Raw genomic sequence first — 20373 nt, forward strand, 5'->3', positions numbered from 1 at the left:
AATCACGTAATGAGTAATATTAGACACGTGAATTGTATGACGTTAAAACGGGAGTTCTAGATTGACGGTCGTATTCCGATTTACTTAAACATTGAATTCTCGAAATCAGGGAAAAAGTGTGCTAAGTCTCACCTGAACTGGTGTTCAAGTGATGCCAGAATAGTGTCCAATTCCCCTAGCCTGGAACAGATCTAATTGGCGTTTTCTGCAATGATTAATGCGGTAGACTGGTGCGAGCAAGAATAGACGCTGTCCGACTAAAAAACGAGATGAATAGAGGCGGATATTGGACATCGAAAACCCTTGAACCGCCAGAACCAAGGGGAAACGCATATTATTGTTTACTTGACAGGGCAGCTTAATGGGTGAACCCCTTATAAAGTGATAATCAGCCTGCCGATGCTCATCGCACACAGCAGGCCAGCTGAGCTTAGGAAGGCGCTCTTGCCATATCTTTTAACTTCCCTTTTGAAAACCAGGCGAAAAGCACAGGTAGTACAAAGAGTGTCAAAAATGTCGCGGTTACTAAGCCGCCTACAATAACACTTGCTAACGGTTTTTGGATTTCAGCACCCACGCCGTTAGACATTAACATTGGAATTAGCCCTAGCGCAGATGTAATCGCCGTCATCAACACTGGCCGAAGTCTTGATGTAGCACCATCGAATACAGCGTCAGATACTGATAATCCGTCTGCAATGCGCTGATTGATGCTTTCTACCATCACCACCCCATTTAGGACCGCCACTCCAAATAAGGTAATAAAACCTACGGAGCTCGGTACAGAAAGATATTGCCCTGATAACCAAAGTGAAAATACTCCGCCTATCACAGCTAGAGGCACATTCACGAGGATCAGCATTGCCTGACCAAACGAAGCAAAAGCAAAGTACAGTAGTAATGCAATTAAGCCCAACGAAAGCGGCACAACTAGTGATAATCGTTTCTGCGCCCGTTGTTGATTCTCAAATTGCCCGCCAATATCCACTGAATAGCCAGTAGGCAGTGCTAGCTGCTCATCAATAGATTGACGAATATCTGCCACCACGCTACCCATGTCTCGACCTTGAACATTTGCCTGGATAACAACTCGCCTCTGTACGTCATCACGTCTGACTTGCGGTGGACCAGAAGCAATCGTCACTTCTGCAACATCTCCTAAACGAACCCATGCACCTGACGGAGTTTGTAAGCGCAAGTCGGCTATCGTTTGACTGTTATTTCGAAATTGTTCAGCAAGCCTGACATAAATATCATAGCGCTCATTACCATTGATGATTTGGCCAGCGCTGGCTCCACCTAAACCTTCGCTTACGAGCTCCATTACATCACCCACGGCCAACCCATAGCGCGACAGAGCGCGGCGATTCGGTGTCACAATCAGTTGAGATTCACCGGCAATTTGCTCCATAGCAACATCTCTTGCACCTTCAACTTCTTTTACTAAAGCTTCAATGGCTTGGCCTTTTTCAGCCAAGATGTCAAGATCAGGTCCAAATAATTTAATGGCAAGTTGAGCTCTTACACCCGATAACAACTCGTCCACTCTTGTCGCGATAGGTTGAGAAAAATTGAAGAGCAAACCCGGATGTTGCTCCATTTTTTCTTCCATTAACGCTTGCAGTTCATAGCGGTTACTTGCACTTGTCCATTCAGGCACTGGCTTTAACCCGATATAAATTTCGATATTGTTTACAGGCTCAGGATCGCCTCCTATTTCGGCGCGACCGATACGCGACAATGTATAGGTGACTTCTGGAAACCCCATTAATATATTCTCAAGCTTAGGGGAGACCTCTAGGGCAGTATCTAAACTAGATGAAGGCGCTAAAGTAACACGCAAGTTAATGGTGCCCTCTTCCAGTTCTGGTACAAACTCTGTGCCAAGCCGAGGAAGCACTACACCAGCAGCGACTACCATAATTGCAGCAATTCCAATCACTACTTTTTTATGCAAAATTGCCCACGATAGCCCTTTGCGATACCCCGCGTCTAAAGGTTTCAACACAACGCTTTCTCGTGGTTTCACGCCTTTTTTAAATAGATACGTCGCCAATGCCGGTACAATAATCAGTGCAACTAATACCGCCGAAAGCATGGCCAACATAATACTAATAGCCATTGGTTGAAATAATTTTGCTTCAACGCCTTCAAAGCTAAACAAAGGCATGAATACCACAAGGATTATGGCTGTTGCGAAGAAGATAGGCCGGGCTACCTCCTTGCCCGCTTCTTGTAATCGCAAAGCGATACCGTGCGTATCATGGGACGAGTCTAATGGATCATCATCTTCAACATGTTCACCCAATTGTCTCTTGTGATCATGCTCAGCATCAGCGTGAGTCAAGTGTTTAAACATGTTTTCAACCATTACCACTGAGCCATCTACTAGCATGCCGATTGCCACTGCAATGCCCCCAAGCGACATAAGGTTGGCAGAAAGTCCAAACCACGACATGACCATTAAGGCAATACCAATAGAAATAGGGATCGAAATCAGGACTAAAAACGTGGCTCGTAGATTCATCAAAAATAAAGCTAGAATAACAATAATAAATACGAACGCTAACATTAGCGCATTTACAACCGTATCCACGGCTTGAGTAATTAAGTCAGCTTGATCGTAGAATACTTCAAAACTCACGCCATCAGGCAATGCTTGGTTAATTCGCTGAATACGAGCATTGACGCCATCAATTGTGGCTTTCGTGTTAGCTCCCATGCGCTTAAGTACAATGCCTGAGACGACTTCACCTAAGTTTTGAATGTTACCGTCGGCGTCTTTTCTGGTCATGGTGGCAGCACCCTGACGAATTTCGCTACCTAACTCAACGTTCGCCACATCGGATACAGTAATCGTTGTTCCGTCTACGGTTTTTAAAGGTACCTGACGTAATTGCTCTAACCCTTCCTCGCCATGATCTAACCAGCCAGTGCCTCTTATCACAAGTTGCTCCTGCCCTCGGTTCATATACCACCCCCCCACATTGGTATTATTCCGCTCAAGTGCTTCCATCACTATATCTTGAGTCAAGCCATATCCAAGTAATTGAGATGGATTGAGGTTAACTTGGTATTGGCGTACTTCCCCACCAAAAGAGAGCACATCCGTTACGCCATCGGCAGGAAGCAGCAGCAATTTCACCACCCAATCATTTAAACTACGCAACGCCATAGCGTCTAGGCCTGAATCGGGCTCAGCCAACAATAGATACTGATACACTTGCCCCAATCCTGATGTGTTGGGTCCCATTTCTGGCGTACCGACGCCCTCGGGAATTAACTCTTTAGCCGCTTGCAGACGCTCGAATACCAATTGACGTGCAAAATAGATATCTGTGTCCTCGCTAAACACAACGGTCACACCTGAAAGACCTGTTTTGGAAATAGAGCGCACTTCCATCACATCCGGTAAGGCATACATCACCGCTTCTATTGGATAAGTAATTAACTGCTCTACTTCTTCGGCAGCTAACCCCGGTGCTTCTGTATTGACAGATACTTGCACGTTGGTGACATCTGGAAATGCATCCAAATTCAGTTTTGGAATAACAAAAACCGCGCTGACTATTAACGTTGTCAGAGCAATCACCACTAACAAACGATTAGTAACAGCCCAATCAATTAATTTATTAAACATAAAGACTCCTCCTAATTAGTGGTTGTGTGGGTCAAAACCGCCTTTAGCGATTTGTGAAGCGACAAAAAAAGCACCTTCGCTTACTACGCGAGAACCCGGCTCTACACCGGTTATTTCCCGCAAGCCACCAAGCGCTCTTCCAAGTTCAACTTCGACGGGTAAAAACTCGCCGGGATGATCTTCTACAAATACCATCCAGTCTCCATCGGGCCCTCGCATTAGCGCACTTTCTGAAACAGCCATTACCGGCATTTTTGTCAGAAAACGGAAATACACCTCGGCAAATTGACCAGGATGCAAACGATGTTCAGGGTTGCTCACTAATAGCCGAACCGTTCTCGTTCGAGTAATTGGGTCAATGGTATGTGCCTCTTGTGTAACCGTTGCATCAACTGTGAAGTCTCCCACTTTGATTTGTGCCGGAGAACCTGCACCTAACCGCAGGTTAATATTCGATGGTAGATGCGCTTCTACCCAAAGTTCACTTTCATCTGCCAACGAGATCAACGGCTCTCCCGCATCAATACGCTGACCTTGTTCAAACGAGTCACTGAGTACCGCGCCATCAATTTCAGCACGTAAGCTATATTCTCCTAATGCTATTGATTGCTGTGAGGTGAGCGTTTTCAAATCTGCATCGGATAAACCATATGAGATTAATACTGCACTAGCCGCTTCAAAATTAGCTTTTGCATCAATGTAGCGCTGCTCTCCAACAGTTTTTCGACCAAGTCCTTTTACTCTTTCCCATTCTGGATATGTTGTTCGGTAATTGGCTTGTGCTTGCGCAACGGTTTCGCTAAAAAGCGTGACAAGCACTTGGCCTTTATTTACCCTGTCTCCCAATGCCACATGACGACGCGTGACAACGGATGCCACTCTGGGTGATACTCTATAGCTGCTATAGCCGTTTGAAAATATTTCACCCGGTGCATACAAAGTATAATTGACAATTTTGGGGCTTAGTGTGCTTACTTTAATGTTGGCTAATGCCATTTGATTGGAGTCTAACGATGCAGAAGCAGTTTCATCATGCTCTTCATCATCTTTATCCTCGTTTTCACCTTTATCATGAGCATGTTCGCTTTCGTGATCATCATGTTCATCGGCACCCTCGCCTCCATGCTCATCAAGCTTTTGACCATCTTGTAGTTCATGTTCTTCATGACCATCATCAGTATGTTCGTCATGTTTATCTTTTATGCTTTTATCGATGCTTGTTACCGTTTCATTGTGAGCATGCTGTTGATCAGACTTTTGTGCGAAACTTGGTGCAGCGCCGACAAATGTGGCGATGAAAACTGCTAATACTGTTTTATTCATTTTGTTAATCCTGTTACTCAATTGAGAAATCGTGTTGAACTGGGGGCAAGTCGATAAGACGACCTGATTGCAGCATGAGATTTTTTAATGCTATGCGCGTTTGCTTTTCGAGCTCTATGCCAGACAGTAAACTTTCTGCGCGTTGATTCAGTGCAATAAGGTAGTTAGTCGTTGATAAATCGCCACTGCGCCACTGCTTCTCTAACAAATCACCACTACTCTCGATGCGACCCTTTACCAATGATTGCCATTGCGTAAACTGTAGGTTGTAGCTTTGCCACGCGCCAAACGCTCCTTTTAAATCGAAACGAAGTTTCCGATACTGCGCTCTAAAACGTGCTTCAGTTTCTAACGCCATGCGTTCTGCGGCGCGAGTTTCTGCACTGTAATTGTTGCGAATGTTTAACGGTATGGAAAAGGTCAGCCCAACGGTGTTTTCTCGCGCTTCCTGCCCTGCATTAATACCAAAAGTAGGATTTGCTTTTGCACTACGTCTAGTGACTTCTGCTTCTTCTTTTTGCGTGAGCCATTGCGCATAAGCGCTTGCTACTTTTGGGTGTTTTAGTAATTCTTCATCAGACGGATATGTAGCATTAGAAGGCCAAAAGTCGTCGGGTATAATCCCTCGCTCTGGCTCCCAATCAGGAAGTAACTCCCGCACCATTGCTTCGGCCATTTGAAGTTGAGCCTCTGCTCCCGCCACTTGAGCAAATTGTTTCGATAACGACAAAAAGGTAAGCTCTGCATCGATACTCCCTAGATCACCAGCCGCTTGACGTATTTCGACCAATTCAAGTAACGAATTAAGTTGCTGTTGTTGTGATTTTGCAATTACAGCGGCACTTCTTGCTGCACGCCAATTGATTAATGCATCAATAGCATCAGCTGATTTGTTTAAAACGACTTCTTGGTATTGAGCTTGTGCAGCAGTGCGCATAAAACCCGCTTTTTGTCGCCTTGCGCCTTGCCTGTCCCAAAGGTCGATTGTCTGTTCAACACCCACGCTGTAGTCATTGTTATCGCCATTACGCGTATAGTCAGTTGACAATTCAGGGTTATAAAGGGCTCGTTCAGAAGCATCAGCGAGCGCACCTGTGCTTAACAATTGTTCTTTGGCCGCGACAATATCGGGATGTTTGTTTATCTGTGAAGAGAACCAACTTTCCCAGTTCTGATTTTGCGCATGAGCAAAAATCGGTACAAACAATAAGCAAGTGCACAGCAGTTTGGTGCCATTAAATGTAAGTAAGCTAAGCCGTCTCAATGATGTGGCTTTTGTTGTTTGAATACGCTTAAAAGGCGCAGATAGCAGTGGCGACCTGACATGCAGGTCACGCCCAATAAAATGAGTAAGATTCATAATAATCCTAAAATTAAATAATAACGGACGTCGCGTTTAAGGTTATCGCGACTAGCTTTAAACAGAATTTAGGATTTTTGCTTAGGTGGGCGCAGTAAGCGGTTGATAGGTGCGTCTATAAGAGCATCTAGATAGTTAAAGTTGTGGTTTGACACCACGTGATGGTGTTTATTGATACTGTCATGACCGACCCACTGAACATGTGTACCATGGCAATGACCACAGTGATGACAGTCGGCTGGATTATGCTGCCCCTGTACTTGGTCGGTACTTGCATCTTGCGTACTTGTTGATGACAAACTCTTATCATGCTCAGCATGATTGTGTTCATGTTGCAAATGTTGAGTGTCTATTGCATCAAAATCTAACGAATTGGCCACAGCAGAAAACGACTGAAAGAGTATCAGCGAGATCATGATGTAACATATACGTTTTAAATTTTTCATAACAAGTAGCATACCAAACCTATTTCATTTCGTCACGACATTGTTCATCGGCAAATTCTAGCTCAACTGTAGTATGTTCAAAATGATACTTGGCTAATGAGCTTTGTATGCTCTCTTTTAATGACTGAATGTGTTCAACACTAACTTCTCCTTTTAAGACAAGGTGGACAGTCATAACATTGCGCTCTCCGTCTAACGACCAAATATGAAAATGATGGAGGTCGCTTACCTTATCGTTTGCAAGCAAGTCGTTTCGGATTGTTGACATTTGCTCTTCATCTGGCGTTGCCTGTAAAAATAGCATCAGGGTTTCTTTTAGGTTACGAAACACATTGAAGAGGATGAACAAAGTGAAGCCAATGGATAAGATGGGATCTAAAATCGCCCAAGGCTTGAACATTAAGACGATGGATACGATAAATACTGCCACCCAACCGAGAACATCTTCTAACAAGTGCCAATTAAGCACTCGTTCGTTTAATGACGTTCCTTCGCTTAGTTTATAAGCGGCAAAACCGTTTACTGCCATACCAAAAATAGATAAGGCTAACATTCCCTCTACTTGGGGCATTTCAGGCTCTGCTAAACGAGGGATTGCTTCAAACAAGATCCAAATAGAGCCTATGGTCAATACAACTCCGTTGATTAACGCCCCCAATAGTGAAAACCGCTTATAGCCATAGGAAAAAGTGCGATTGGCATCTTTATCGCTAAGTTTATTTAAGCCCCAAGAAGTACCAATCGACAAACTGTCGCCCAAATCATGCACCGCGTCAGCCATGATAGCGGTGCTGTTGGTTAGCCAACCACCAATAAATTCGATGATGGTGAACACCACATTTAGAAGGAACGCCCAGCCAATGCGCTTTGATGCATCGTCTGAATTGCCATCTGAGTGCGTATGGCTATGTGAATGATTATGACTGTGCATGTTTAATTTCCAATAATGCATTTACCTTATTATGTTTGTATGGATTCACTTAGCATATAAAACCCCGTTCTTTATCTTGTCTTATATCTATTGAATAGTGACTTTTTTGCATTACTCTCGATGTGTAGATACAGCTTCAAGCGCAATCTCCCTCTCACTTTTAAGACCGAATAATTTTTTGAGTATAATGGTTGCTGGACAAAAGCCCGTAAAGCTTTGTTGGAACAAATTTACGCCGACAAAAACAGTGAACCATACGAAATATGGGTGTAGCCAAATAGTTAGAATAACAGACAACAAAACCATAAAACCTGCAAATGCAGTGAGTGCTCTCTCTGAAGACATGACAACTCCTTAATAAAAATACCGAAAACGAACAAAAAAATTTGAGGCATCCTCGAACTGTCCCCAAAAAGTAAAAGGTTGTTTACCATAAAAAATGTTTAAACCACCTGATAATCGCCATAAATCAACAGGGCTATATTCTGCACTAACTTTTAAATAACCATCCTTATCTGTGGTTGAATAAAAGTTAAAGGCATTTAATACCAATGCTTGCTGCATACCTTTATAACGCAATCTTTGCGTAAACCATACTCGATGTTGTTTAGGCTCAAATTTAGGCGTCAGTGAATTTTGAATCAACGCTTGATGATCGAGGATGCTTTCGGTGTATAGTTGGAGGCTTCCTTCGAGGTTTCCAACAATTTCCTGTTCATATCCGAGTAACCATCGAGCTTGCCCATTAGGTACTAACGGGTTATCGCCATTTTTATCATCAACCGAATCGTAATAAGCAAATTCGGCATTAAATATACCATTTCCCAACGTAGTGCGAAAGCTTGCTCCGTAGACGTTCAATGATGAAAATGTAGGTCTATAGTCTTGTGTAAGACTATTAGGGCTTTTATGAAATCCACTGTAAAAATACCCCGCGTACTCTGATGTGCCTACCGATTTATATAGCCTCAACGCATACTCAGGCGATTGGGGTCTCAGGGGAGGAGTGACATCAAAACCTAATGCTACCTGAGTGGCTGCAGTGGGGAGAAAAAATGAAAAATAGTCGCCATTGATGTATACGTCAGGTTCAAATTCAGGTGTCAAAACTACATCTAGATTAAACACATCAAAATACGCCGATACCTTTGCAGACAATGATGGAGACTTTAAATATTCAACCTCTCGTCCCGCAAAAAATGATTGAAAGTCTTTCGGAAAAAGATCGTTTAAAAAAACATTATCTCCAGTTCCCCACGTCAAAACTTGTTGACCAACCTTCGCATCAAATCTGTTTCCCCATGCACCCAAAAAACCAAGGCGAGCCTCCCATGTAGCTTCTCTGATGTTTATTCTTGTCTGTTCCAAGACACCATCAAAATATGCGTCTGATACAAAAGAAAACTGGGAGGCCTGAAGGTCATAATCAAACTGCACTTGTAGACGTAGATCACTGAGGGTTTTGTCTGTTCCAATAATAGGATCATTCGACAAGCGGACGCCTGAAGCCATTTCTAGAAATCCGCTCAGCTGATAAATGTCTTCACTTTCCTCTTCCCAATCAATCATTCCCCAATCATCTTCATATGGTTCAGGAAAAGGTTTGGAATATACCTCGCCATGAACACAAACAATGAATATGATTATACTCAGAACTCGCTGAAGCAAGCGCCTTTGCATGTCCTCTTTGTTAAACCGGCTCATTATCATAGCGTTAGTCTAGCCAACGTCTAGGGGGATTGCGTAAACTGCGCTCGCTGAATACGTCGTCATCAAGGCCAACGTTGTATTTTATGTTCCTAAACTCCATCAACGTATACCCACCGGTCTTGAGGTCTGAAACTTTGGAACGCACTACGGTAGGAAATCCTTGTACATCCTGAATTTCAACAGCCTCTACTCGTCGATAGTTGTCATCACTTTCCTTATAAAAGTTAATGAGAATGGGTAAAAAGCTTTTCTTATCAATCGTAACAGAATAGTAATCAAACTCTACAGTTGATTTGTCAAGAGGCACTCCTTTTAATACATAGTACTTTTTGTTTTCTTCGATTAATTCAAAGTTATCCTCAGAGACTGTGCGGCCAGATACATCTTCATAGAAAAAATGAGAGCCCACAAATGAAGTTCGTTTGTCCCCAGCCGATATACGCTTAACCAGATCCAACGCTGGCATATATAACCAACGATCATCATCCTTTTTTAAATCTGCATGCTTTTCAACACGAAATACCGTGTCCCTAACATCAGATGGCCTAGAGAAAAACACCATCATTTGCTGATCACCGTTATCAGTGATGTCACGACGTAAAATAGTAAATTGCCTCATTTGCTTACGACCTTGTGCGTCTATTATCAGCATCCGCGCATCGGCAATGCCGTCTTCTCCGGAATAGTAGGCAGCCTTCTCTGCTTCTCGCACTATTTCATCTACATTAACGGACTGCGTGATAGCCGCATCAGCATTATAAACAACGCTATTCAATACTAAAGCTAACAACGTTGTTGCTATTGCTATTTTGTATACCTTCATTCTTCTATTCTCCTCTAAATGACTGACCAAAAACCCAACGAGCACCTAAAATCATGACCGATGGCAATATAAGCAACGTCACCAATGCCGAAATTGCCATGATGCTTGCAAGAAAAACACCAACAGTGATATACGGTACGAGTGGCGCAAATAACAAAGGTGTAAATCCAAGGGCGATTACAATTGCGTTGCGAGATATCGCGATTGCGGGCTCCTCGAACATTAAATCAAAAGTTTTTTTAACGCTTTGCGTAGATTTAAACGTTTCTCTTGCACGCTCTAGAAAATGAATCGCAAAATCTACCGATAGTCCTAGTGTCAATGCTGATAAAACGGCAATTGGCATATCGTAATCCTTGCCGATAATTCCAATAAGTCCATAAATAAAAGTGATGGTAATGGTGAGTGGAAGCATTGCCAACAAGCCAAATATCAGGGAACGAAATAAAGCCACCATAATAATAAACACAATTACGAAAGCACTAATAAGGCTGTCAAGCATTCCAGCAACCATATTTTCTTGCCATACAACATTAAGATAAGCTTTACCTGCCCAATCCAACTTTATAAATTTCGGAAGCGGATTTTTTTCTATATACTCATCTACAAGATTAACCACTCGACTCATATCTTGGTTATCTCCAGATCTCAATTGCAACCATACAAGTGTTTGTTGAAAATCAGGAGTCACAAAGTGCCACAGATCATCTGGTCTGTGTGAGGATTGATATTGTAAAAATGTTTGGGCAACTGCTTGAGGAGAATTCGGAATTTGATAATCTTTACTCTCACCTGACCGAAGCTCACGCGCAACCAGTTTGGTGACATCTGCCAGTGAATTAGATTTACCAACTAAACCAGATCCATTTAGATGGATTTGCAAGTCAGCAATATAACGAAGCAGTTCTGGTGACTGAAATGCTTTAGATCTACTTAACGTCGTTTCCAGTTGCTGCAACGTATTCTCTAAATAATTGACTTCTTCACCTGATAGATCAGTGAAAAGTTTATCCTCAATAATGATGATCATGTTTTGATATTGAGTATGAAGACTCGCTTCTATGATCGCATCGGACTGCTCTTTCACCCACTCAAATAAAGTGTGTGGAAGTTCTTTATTTAATATTTCCACAACAGATAATAGTGGTTGAGTAGACGTCAAAACCATATAGGCATCATATGTGCCTGCAAAATTCTCATTCAGTACTTTGTCCGCTACTCTAATTTCGTGATCAGTTTTAAACCAACGAACAGGGTTGTCATTTATTTGAATTTTACTTACCCCCCAAACAGAAACGACAAAAACTGCGACAAAAACAAAGAGAAGCGACACTCGGTTCTTTATCGCGAATCTTCCAGTAGATTTCACAAAGCGGAGCAGTTTATTGCTGCTTTCCTTCGAGTGCATGGTGGTTTGCAACGATCTCAAAGATTTATCTGACAATCTTGTTAGAAATGCCGGAATGAACGTGATGGTGATTAAAAATGCGAGTAAGATCCCCGTCCCTACAAAAGCACCAAATATTTGAACCGGTGGAATTGGGGTTAACATCAAGGAATAAAAACCTATGGACGAAGTGATTGAGGTGTATAACATTGGTGTAAATAAATGCCCGACAACCCCCTCAACGGTTTCTTTCAAATCATTGCCGGGTTTGTAACGACCGCTAAACTCGGATAATATGTGCACAGAGTCTACGACTGCAATTGGCATTAAAAAAATTGCAATCATTGAAGACATGATATGCACAGTAAATCCGGCTCCAATCAAAGCCCCCATAGTTATCAAGACTGTCGCCATTGCAACTATCATCGGTGCAATGATCAGAGGAAGATTACGAAAAAACACTAACAACAATATAAATATTGTGAGACCCGCTAAAGGTGCAGCAACTATCATTTGATTAAACATTTCCACACCAAACTGATCTTCAGCTACTGGTAATCCTGTCACGTACCATTTAGCATTGCCACTCAGAGAACTAGTCGCTAAGCGGATTTTCTCAGCAATTCTAAAACTTTCATTTTTATTTTTAATAGGGATATAAATCGCGGCAGCTTTGCCATTTTTGGACACAAGCGTCTCTTGTAACAGTGGTAACCGAGAAAGACTTTGCTTAATCTTCATAACCTCAAATTCACTGATTGGCGGCTTAGACATAAGCCATTCGAATCGTATCGTTCCGGAGTCATTTTGAGTTATGTTGTCAACCGTTGATATCGACATCACATCCGCTGAAATCACACCATCAAAAGCCATGATTTGTTTTGTAATTTCAAAAATGTCTTTCAATGTTCGAGAGGTGAATATACCGCTGTCACTCTGAGTATCTACAACACCCACCACAATGGAATCGTGCATTGCAAATTTAGTCTTCACTTCGTTATGAAATAGGCGAGCAGGATGGGTTTCATCAAGCATATTTTCCGGGTCAGTATCGATTATGATACTCGGGATTTGTGCGATGAATACAGTGGTTATAAGTAGCAATAAAACATAGACCAATCTTGGTGAGGACGTACAGTGATGTATTATCTTTTTTGCAATCAAGTTCACCCGAATTCAGATAATAAGTGCACCACTCTTGGTTAAATGGTGAGAAGAGATCAACTGCCTGTTGGTGGTACTCTGTAATCGCCAAAAAACAAGAGTAGTTACCATGAGTTACAAGCAGTTGATCGAGGGACAACGATACCAGATAGAAGCCTACTTACGCGAGGGTTTCAGTTATCGAGAAATCGGAAATCGTTTGAAAGTTAGCCACAGTACGATAAGTCGAGAGGTTCGGCGTAATAGAATTCGCGGTACACATTATCTTCCTGAGGTTGCGCAATCAAAAACGGTTAAGCGACGGCGAAGTGCAGCAAAATATCGTGTATCAGCACTTACTATTGTCTTTGTCGAGTTTGGCCTGACTGAAAAGTGGAGTCCTGAGCAAATAGCCGGTGTGGGTAAACTTATCGGCCATCCAGTTAGTCATGAGTGGATTTATGGGTATGTTCAACGCGATAAATTATCGGGAGGCAAGTTACACACACAGCTGCGCCATGGCCGACGTAAGTATCGAAAAGGCAGTCGCGCGAAGCGAGTGATTATCCCTAACCGCGTTGGTATTGAGCATAGGCCTGCTATCGTTGATAGAAAGAAACGCTTTGGCGATTGGGAAGCAGACACCGTATTAGGCAAAAACGGTACAGGTGCGATTGTGAGTCTGGTCGAGCGGAAAAGTAAGTTCTACCTAATTCGTAAGGTGCCTGCGAAGAGCGCAGCGGAAGTCAGTCGTGCAATGGTTGGTATGTTATGGCGCTATCGCAGGCATGTGCACACGATTACCGCAGACAACGGCACGGAATTTTGTGCTCATGAGTTGGTTGCTGAAAAGCTGAAAACAGACGTCTACTTCGCCAATCCCTATTCGTCTTGGGAACGAGGTTTAAATGAGAACTTTAACGGGTTACTGCGGCAGTTCATTAGCAAAGGCACAGACCTAAGCACGGTAACAGATGAGCAGATTGCGCAAGCACAACGTGCTCTGAATTTGAGACCAAGGAAGTGCCTTGGTTACAAACAACCTGAAGTTGTATTTAATCAATTACGCGGAGCGGCCTAATTTAGTGAGTGGTGCACTTCGAACTTGAATTCGCGCATTTTAACCATTCCCTTTTTCTGACATTAACTCGAAAATTAAACCAATAAGTAAGGCATGTTTTCGGTGTACACCATATATACGTTGCCTACCTTGTTGATGACAACGGACTAATTCGCTACGAGCTAAAATTTTTAGATGCTGTGAAACAACAGCTTGCGGTAATGCCAATTGAAACGAAATTGAATCTACACTTCGCTCGGTTGTCAGTAATAAATCAATAATTAACAGCCGAGTTTTATTTGCTAATGCTTTGATAACTGGTAAGGCTTTCTCAATAGGAGCAGGTGCCCGATCACAACTTAAATCCAATAGATCTCTCTTGATATCTTTCAACTTTAACACCCTGACATCACCTGTTTTTCTTACAAAAATGAATAAACTGCTCTTTGATTGCAATAAGCTCGTATCCTTTAGGAGTGGTTAAAGAATTTAACGCTTCAAAAGTCTTCGAGGCACGATTCATCAATGCCCATAAATGCACGGCCCGAGTGCCCGTGCGGCAGACACAATGTACTTTCGCTTGCTCAAGATCACCGTGTATCGCTAGTTTAAACTCTGCAATTATATGATCACTGTATTCACCGCTCGTCACTGGGATATGAATGTAGGTCAGTCCGAAATCTTGACATATAGCGGCGTACTCTCGACTTGACATTTGGCCTTGCTCTTCACCATCAGGGCGCACATTTATTAAGCTACCAACGCCTAAATTCGCCAATTTTTCGATAGTATTTCTATTCAATTCACCCGATACGGAATAGTTATCAGTAATCGAAATAATCTCCATAACAATTCCTTAAATATTGTTGAACAGCACAAAACCAGAGAGCGGAAGCAGCAATAAACCAAACAACCTTTTTAAGTGATATTGTGACATCCGCTTACTTACTTTAAAGCCAACTAAAGTGCCAAGAATCGAAAACACAGTGATTAACATGATAAGCATCCAATTTAATTGCTCTGCATTTTGCTTGAGTAAAAATGCGTGTTTAGCAAAGCCTGAAAAACCTTGCATGGCAATGATTAATAAACTTGTACCGATTGCTTGTTTCATTGCTAACTTTGAGAAGATCAATAAGGCTGGAATGATAAGAAATCCACCACCAATCCCCACAAAACCCGTTATCAATCCTATTAATAGACCAGCAATAGACAATTTAGCCTTAGAATAGGATGTCGTATATGACGAATCCCTGTTCAGATTAACTGGGAAAAGAATCACTAAGCTAGCTAAGAGCATTATTAGAGAAAGTGTGATCATCTGCACTTCCCCTTCTACGAACTGAGAGAGATAGGCCCCACCGGATGCAGATATCATACTTGGAATACCAACAAACAGCGCAGATTGTATGTGCAGATGGTTTTTACGACTGTGGGCTATGCATGCGACTAATGCAGTCATGCCGACGATGAATAATGACCCAGCGATTGCTAGCTTTTCGGGTTGATCAGCAAGATACACTAGTATTGGAACCGTGAGAATACTGCCCCCCGCTCCCAATAGTCCAAGCAACACACCCATGAGTAATGCCGCGAGCCAAACACTTAAATTAAGCATGATTAGCCTTTACTCATGCTTAACGGTACCTTCACATAAGCGATACCGTTATCTTCAGCGATGGGGAGTGTTCCAGCACGAATATTTAACTGAATGGATGGAAATAACAATTTAGGGACAGCTAACTCGGCATCTCTATCCGAGCGCATTTGAACGAACTCACGTTCAGACTTTCCGTCTCTAACATGAACGTTACCACGTTTTTGTTCTGCTACCGTGGATTCCCATGCATATTTTGCTCGATCTGGTGATTTATAGTCATGGCCGACGTAAATTTTAGTATCATCAGGTAACGATAGTATTCGCTGTATTGAGCGATACAGCGTTTTGGCGTCACCACCCGGGAAGTCTGCTCTTGCTGTCCCGAAGTCCGGCATAAATAGCGTATCTCCAACAAAAACATTATCTTCTATTTTGTAGCTAACGCAGGCAGGTGTATGGCCAGGCGTATGGATAACGGCTATATTGAATTGCCCCAGTTCAATAACATCGCCATCTTTGAATAGACAATCAAACAGCTCAATATTGCAGGTGAGCTGTTCTTTACAGTTGAACGTTTCTCCAAACGCATCGTGTACATCCTTGATATGTTCACCAATCCCTATTTTCCCACCGCACTTTTGTTGCAAATAGGTTGCCGATGTAATGTGGTCTGCATGCGCATGCGTCTCTAAAATCCAATTTAAATTAAGTGTACTTTCGTTAATAAACTGGATCAGAGTATCTGCACTGTCCGTGCTCAATTCACCTGATGCCATGTTAAAATCAAATACAGGATCGATAATGGCTGCATCCTTTGTTAATCGGTCGAAAACCACATAGGTCACAGTTTTGGTCTCATCATCAAAAAATGCTTTTATCTGTAACTTACTCATTTCAATTCACCGTTGTTGTCGTTGCACATGTGGTATAACAACCACTTACAGTATTTTAAAATTTATTGCTCCAACAATATCTTCGTTCGCTCAAACTCGTCTTTATCAATTTCACCCATTGCGAACCGTTTCTTCAGAATACTTATCGCATCGGTGTTTTCGTCGTATTGTGTAGACACGGATTGTTTTTTATGACCTCCAAGCGCTTTCACAACTAGCATCACCACAGCGGTACCCAACGCGATAAACAAAAGCATCATAAAGACGCCAAAAAGCCAACCATAAACGCTACCACCCCACATCATATTATGGTCATAATACCGACCTGTTTGCTGAGCCCAAGCTACACTACTGGTGCTTATAGACGTTATCAATAAGCCGCTCTTTACTATTAAATTTTTCATATAACCTCTCTACCTTTCTACTTAAAAACGTTCGTTATTGACGTACCTATCGGGATACATCGTTCTTATTTACGTATCTATGTTTGGCTATTCACAATAGAGCTCATAAAGCACTGTGATCACTTTTTGCGCCGCTTCACCTTTGAGTGAGTAATACACTGTCTGCGCATTTTTTCTATAACTGACAAGCCCTTGGTTTTTCATTCTAGATAACTGTTGTGATACGGTGGGTTGGTTTAAGTCCAATAATTCAACTAATTCACCCACGGATTTTTCACCATCGACTAATTGACACAGGATCATAAGTCGATTTTCGTTCGATAAAATTTTCATTAGTTCCGATGCTACTTCGGCAGACCGTCGCATTTCTTTTATATTCATATATTCCAATATACCTATACACACATATTAATGCAAGTTAGAATATACGTTTATAATGTTTTATCAAGCAAAAAGGTGAAGTAATCAATGACAAGTTCTGATTACTTCATCTACTCTAATTAAGAACACCTTCTCGTTTTGCATATACTATGCGATAAAGAACCGGAAGAATGACAAGCGTCAGTAGTGTCGATGATACAATGCCGCCTATCACAACAGTGGCCAACGGTCTTTGTACTTCTGCACCAATACCTGTATTCAGCGCCATGGGTACAAATCCGAGGCTTGCCACTAGTGCCGTCATCAATACTGGCCGCAAACGAATAAGTGCGCCTTCAACGATGCTGTTCATCAATTCGCCCGTTTCCAACAAACGTTGCTTGATAAACGACAACATCACCAAACCATTGAGCACTGCAATTCCTGACAAGGCAATAAATCCTACTGAAGCAGATATCGACAATGGCATACCCCGTAACCAAAGCGCCATAACACCACCCGTCAGTGCCAACGGGACGCCAGTGAAAATAATTAAAGCGTCACGTATTGAGCCAAACGCAATTACCAACATAGTCACAATCACAAATAAGGTGACAGGTACTACAATAGTCAAGCGTTGGCTTGCACTTTCAAGCTGCTCAAAGGTGCCACCATAATCAAGCCAGTATCCAGCTGGCAAATTGACTTCATTTTTTATCCTCGCTTTCGCTTCTTCGACAAAAGAACCAATATCTCTGTCACGCACATTTGCTGTGACAACAATACTACGTTTGCCATTTTCCCGGCTTATTTGGCTAGGTACTTCTTTAAATGCCAGTGTGGCTAATTCGCTTATCGGTACATGCTCACCAGAGGGCGTGACGATGGGAACGCTCTCAAGCTGAGTGAGTTCATTTCGAATGTCGTCGCCATATCGCACGACAATCTCAAAGCGTCTGTCGCCTTCAAAAATCATTCCAGCGGTTTCTCCACCTGTCGCAGCATTGAGCCATAACTGCAAGTCGGCTATATCCAAACCAAAGCGTGCCAATTGATCAGGCTTTGGTGTGACGGTGAAGATTGGAATGCCTTCTACCTGCTCAAGCCTCGCGTCATCAGCTCCTTCAATCGTTGAAATAACGGTCAAAATGTCAGAAGCAGATGCAAAGAGCGTATCTAAGTCATCCCCAAATAGCTTTATCCCCAAATCTGCCCTTACGCCACTAATCAATTCGTTAAAACGCATTTGTATAGGTTGCGTAAATTCATAATTATTGCCGGGCAAAGTAAACAAGTCCTCTTCAAACGTTTTCACTAACTCAGCTTTTGTCATTGATGGATCGGGCCATTGCTCCCTAGGCTTTAAAATAACAAACGTATCAGTAATGTTTGGTGGCATAGGGTCGGTGGCGACCTCACCCGTACCCGTGCGACCGAATACCGTCTGTACTTGCTCATACTGCATAAGTTTCGCTTCAAGAGTTTTTTGCATTTCAACTGCTTGTTCTACCCCTGTCCCAGGGATCCTAATGGCTTGTACTAAGATATCACCTTCATTGAGCTGGGGAATAAACTCGGAGCCTAATTTACTGCCCATCCATAAACTGCCGACAACCAAAGCACTCGCTGCTACTACCACTAGCCATCTAAAACGCAGCGCTCCGGTTAAAACAGGACGATAGACTGCCTTTGCACCTTTAATAATTGGGCTTTCTTTTTCGCTAATTTTACCTCTCATGAAAATTGCTATCGCCGCAGGCACTACGGTAAAACAAAATACCATTGCGGCAAGCAAAGCCATTATCACGGTCGCTGCCATGGGGTGGAACATTTTACCTTCGACGCCAGTGAGCGTGAACAAGGGGATATAAACAATGGTAATGATCAATACACCAAACAAACTGGGGCGTATGACTTCATTAGTGGCTTCATAAACAACATTCAGCCTTTCTTTGAGCGGTAGAGTAGCGCCGTTTTGTTTCTGGGATTCGGATAATCGTCTGATACAGTTTTCAACAATGATAACTGCGCCATCGACAATCAAGCCAAAATCCAGTGCGCCTAAACTCATTAAGTTAGCAGACACATCGGTTTTGACCATACCCGATATCGTGGCAAGCATTGCCATGGGTATTACAGCGGCTGTAATAAGTGCAGCTCGCACATTCCCAAGCAAAACGAATAGCACAACGATGACAAGTAAAGCGCCCTCGACGAGGTTTTTTTGTACTGTGTCGATGGTTTTGTCAACGAGGCTTGTTCTATCGTAAACCGCTTCAAGGATAACGCCCTCGGGTAAGCTTGTTTTAATGGTTTCGAGCTTACTGTCCACAGCTTTGGCGACCGTACGAGAGTTTTCTCCCACTAACATCATTGTCGTGCCAATCACTGTTTCTTGGCCATTTAACGTGCCGGCTCCAGAGCGCAGCTCTTTACCGAGGTTGATTTGGGCGATGTCTTGAATTTTTACCGGTACGCCATCAATGATCTTAACAACCACTTGGCCGATATCGTCGATGCCCTTCAGTTGGGCTTCCGATCTGATCAGTACTTGTTGCCCATTTTGTTCTACAAAACCAGCGCCTTGATTCGCATTGTTGCGTTCTAGCGCACTGAGAAGGTCACCTGTACTTATCCCAAAGTTTATCATTGCGACTGGATTAGGATTCACATGATATTGCTTTTCAAATCCGCCTACCGCATAAACCTCGGTCACCCCCTCAACAAGCGACAATTGGGGCTTAACTACCCAATCATGGATCTCCCTTAATGCCATAGCATCATAGGGTTGACCGTTGTCCTGTCGCGCCTGAGGCTCAGCACTTAACGAGTACATGTAAATTTCACCCAAGCCTGTGGCGATAGGGCCCATTTCAGGGGTTAACCCTGTTGGCAATTGCGCCGCGATGGCGGTGAGACGCTCGTTGACGAGATTTCGTGCGAAATATAAATCGGTGCCCTCTTTAAACACGACTGTGACTTGCGACAAGCCATAGCGTGATATCGAGCGGGTATACGATAAATTAGGCAAACCGGCCAGCGAGGTTTCAACTATAAACGTTATGCGTTGCTCAGTCTCCAAAGGCGAGTAACCTGGGGTTGCGGTATTTATCTGCACTTGCACGTTAGTGATATCAGGCACAGCATCAATCGGCAGTTGTTTGTAACTGTACATACCAAAAAAGGCGACAAACAAGGCGAACAACATCATGACACCACGGCGCTCAATGGATAGACGGAGTATTCGTGCAATCATGCTCTCACCTCACCGTTTTTATGGACTTGGCTTTGCT

General features: G+C 42.8%; 17 protein-coding genes. 1 reads left to right on the forward strand and 16 read right to left on the reverse strand.

What is annotated here, in order from left to right; all coding sequences use genetic code 11:
- Window positions 1-430 precede the first annotated feature (430 nt).
- From C7Y69_RS15785 to C7Y69_RS15825, 9 genes are all read right to left on the reverse strand, one after another.
- A complete protein-coding gene (locus tag C7Y69_RS15785) occupies window positions 431-3640 on the reverse strand; it encodes an efflux RND transporter permease subunit (protein ID WP_126873339.1) in 3210 nt (1069 codons plus the stop codon).
- Window positions 3641-3655: 15 nt separating this feature from the next.
- Window positions 3656-4963 (reverse strand): efflux RND transporter periplasmic adaptor subunit, encoded by a 1308-nt coding sequence (locus C7Y69_RS15790; protein ID WP_126873340.1) that lies wholly within the window; start codon window positions 4961-4963, stop codon window positions 3656-3658.
- 13 nt (window positions 4964-4976) lie between these two features.
- Window positions 4977-6323, reverse strand: coding sequence for a TolC family protein (locus C7Y69_RS15795; protein ID WP_126873341.1), 1347 nt, complete (start codon window positions 6321-6323; stop codon window positions 4977-4979).
- 68 nt (window positions 6324-6391) lie between these two features.
- The gene (locus C7Y69_RS15800) at window positions 6392-6769 is read right to left on the reverse strand and encodes a hypothetical protein (RefSeq protein WP_071981290.1); all 378 of its coding nucleotides are present in this window, start codon (window positions 6767-6769) and stop codon (window positions 6392-6394) included.
- 19 nt (window positions 6770-6788) lie between these two features.
- Window positions 6789-7700: a cation diffusion facilitator family transporter gene (locus C7Y69_RS15805; protein WP_020746027.1), complete on the reverse strand. Its 912-nt coding sequence runs from the start codon at window positions 7698-7700 to the stop codon at window positions 6789-6791.
- A 111-nt stretch (window positions 7701-7811) separates the two neighbouring features.
- The gene (locus C7Y69_RS15810; RefSeq protein WP_020746026.1) at window positions 7812-8045 is read right to left on the reverse strand and encodes a DUF2892 domain-containing protein; all 234 of its coding nucleotides are present in this window, start codon (window positions 8043-8045) and stop codon (window positions 7812-7814) included.
- Between the two features lie 9 nt (window positions 8046-8054).
- On the reverse strand, window positions 8055-9269 hold the full coding sequence (locus C7Y69_RS15815) for a hypothetical protein (protein ID WP_126873342.1): 1215 nt from the start codon (window positions 9267-9269) through the stop codon (window positions 8055-8057).
- A 145-nt stretch (window positions 9270-9414) separates the two neighbouring features.
- Entirely contained in the window at window positions 9415-10233 is an 819-nt protein-coding gene (locus tag C7Y69_RS15820) for an outer membrane lipoprotein-sorting protein (protein WP_020746024.1), read from the reverse strand.
- 4 nt (window positions 10234-10237) lie between these two features.
- Window positions 10238-12655 (reverse strand): efflux RND transporter permease subunit, encoded by a 2418-nt coding sequence (locus C7Y69_RS15825; protein WP_020746023.1) that lies wholly within the window; start codon window positions 12653-12655, stop codon window positions 10238-10240.
- Window positions 12656-12893: 238 nt separating this feature from the next.
- On the opposite strand from C7Y69_RS15825, the gene C7Y69_RS15830 reads away from it, so the two are divergent.
- The gene (locus C7Y69_RS15830) at window positions 12894-13844 is read left to right on the forward strand and encodes an IS30 family transposase (protein WP_126873343.1); all 951 of its coding nucleotides are present in this window, start codon (window positions 12894-12896) and stop codon (window positions 13842-13844) included.
- Between the two features lie 39 nt (window positions 13845-13883).
- Here the strand turns inward: C7Y69_RS15830 and C7Y69_RS15835 are convergent, their stop codons facing one another.
- The 7 genes from C7Y69_RS15835 to C7Y69_RS15865 form a co-directional block, all read right to left on the reverse strand.
- Complete coding sequence (locus C7Y69_RS15835) at window positions 13884-14216, reverse strand: ArsR/SmtB family transcription factor (RefSeq protein ID WP_185864187.1); 333 nt, start codon at window positions 14214-14216, stop codon at window positions 13884-13886.
- 16 nt (window positions 14217-14232) lie between these two features.
- Window positions 14233-14670 (reverse strand): beta-lactamase hydrolase domain-containing protein, encoded by a 438-nt coding sequence (locus C7Y69_RS15840; protein ID WP_020746021.1) that lies wholly within the window; start codon window positions 14668-14670, stop codon window positions 14233-14235.
- Between the two features lie 9 nt (window positions 14671-14679).
- Window positions 14680-15441 (reverse strand): sulfite exporter TauE/SafE family protein, encoded by a 762-nt coding sequence (locus C7Y69_RS15845; RefSeq protein WP_020746020.1) that lies wholly within the window; start codon window positions 15439-15441, stop codon window positions 14680-14682.
- Between the two features lie 2 nt (window positions 15442-15443).
- On the reverse strand, window positions 15444-16316 hold the full coding sequence (locus tag C7Y69_RS15850; RefSeq protein WP_020746019.1) for an MBL fold metallo-hydrolase: 873 nt from the start codon (window positions 16314-16316) through the stop codon (window positions 15444-15446).
- Window positions 16317-16378: 62 nt separating this feature from the next.
- Entirely contained in the window at window positions 16379-16720 is a 342-nt protein-coding gene (locus tag C7Y69_RS15855) for an SHOCT domain-containing protein (protein WP_020746018.1), read from the reverse strand.
- A gap of 87 nt (window positions 16721-16807) precedes the next feature.
- On the reverse strand, window positions 16808-17053 hold the full coding sequence (locus C7Y69_RS15860; RefSeq protein WP_260563535.1) for an ArsR/SmtB family transcription factor: 246 nt from the start codon (window positions 17051-17053) through the stop codon (window positions 16808-16810).
- 163 nt (window positions 17054-17216) lie between these two features.
- Window positions 17217-20336, reverse strand: coding sequence for an efflux RND transporter permease subunit (locus C7Y69_RS15865; protein ID WP_126873345.1), 3120 nt, complete (start codon window positions 20334-20336; stop codon window positions 17217-17219).
- Between the last annotated feature and the right edge of the window lie 37 nt (window positions 20337-20373).

This window comes from Alteromonas sp. KS69, from assembly GCF_003989595.1.
GTDB classification, from domain to species: Bacteria; Pseudomonadota; Gammaproteobacteria; order Enterobacterales; family Alteromonadaceae; genus Alteromonas; species Alteromonas naphthalenivorans.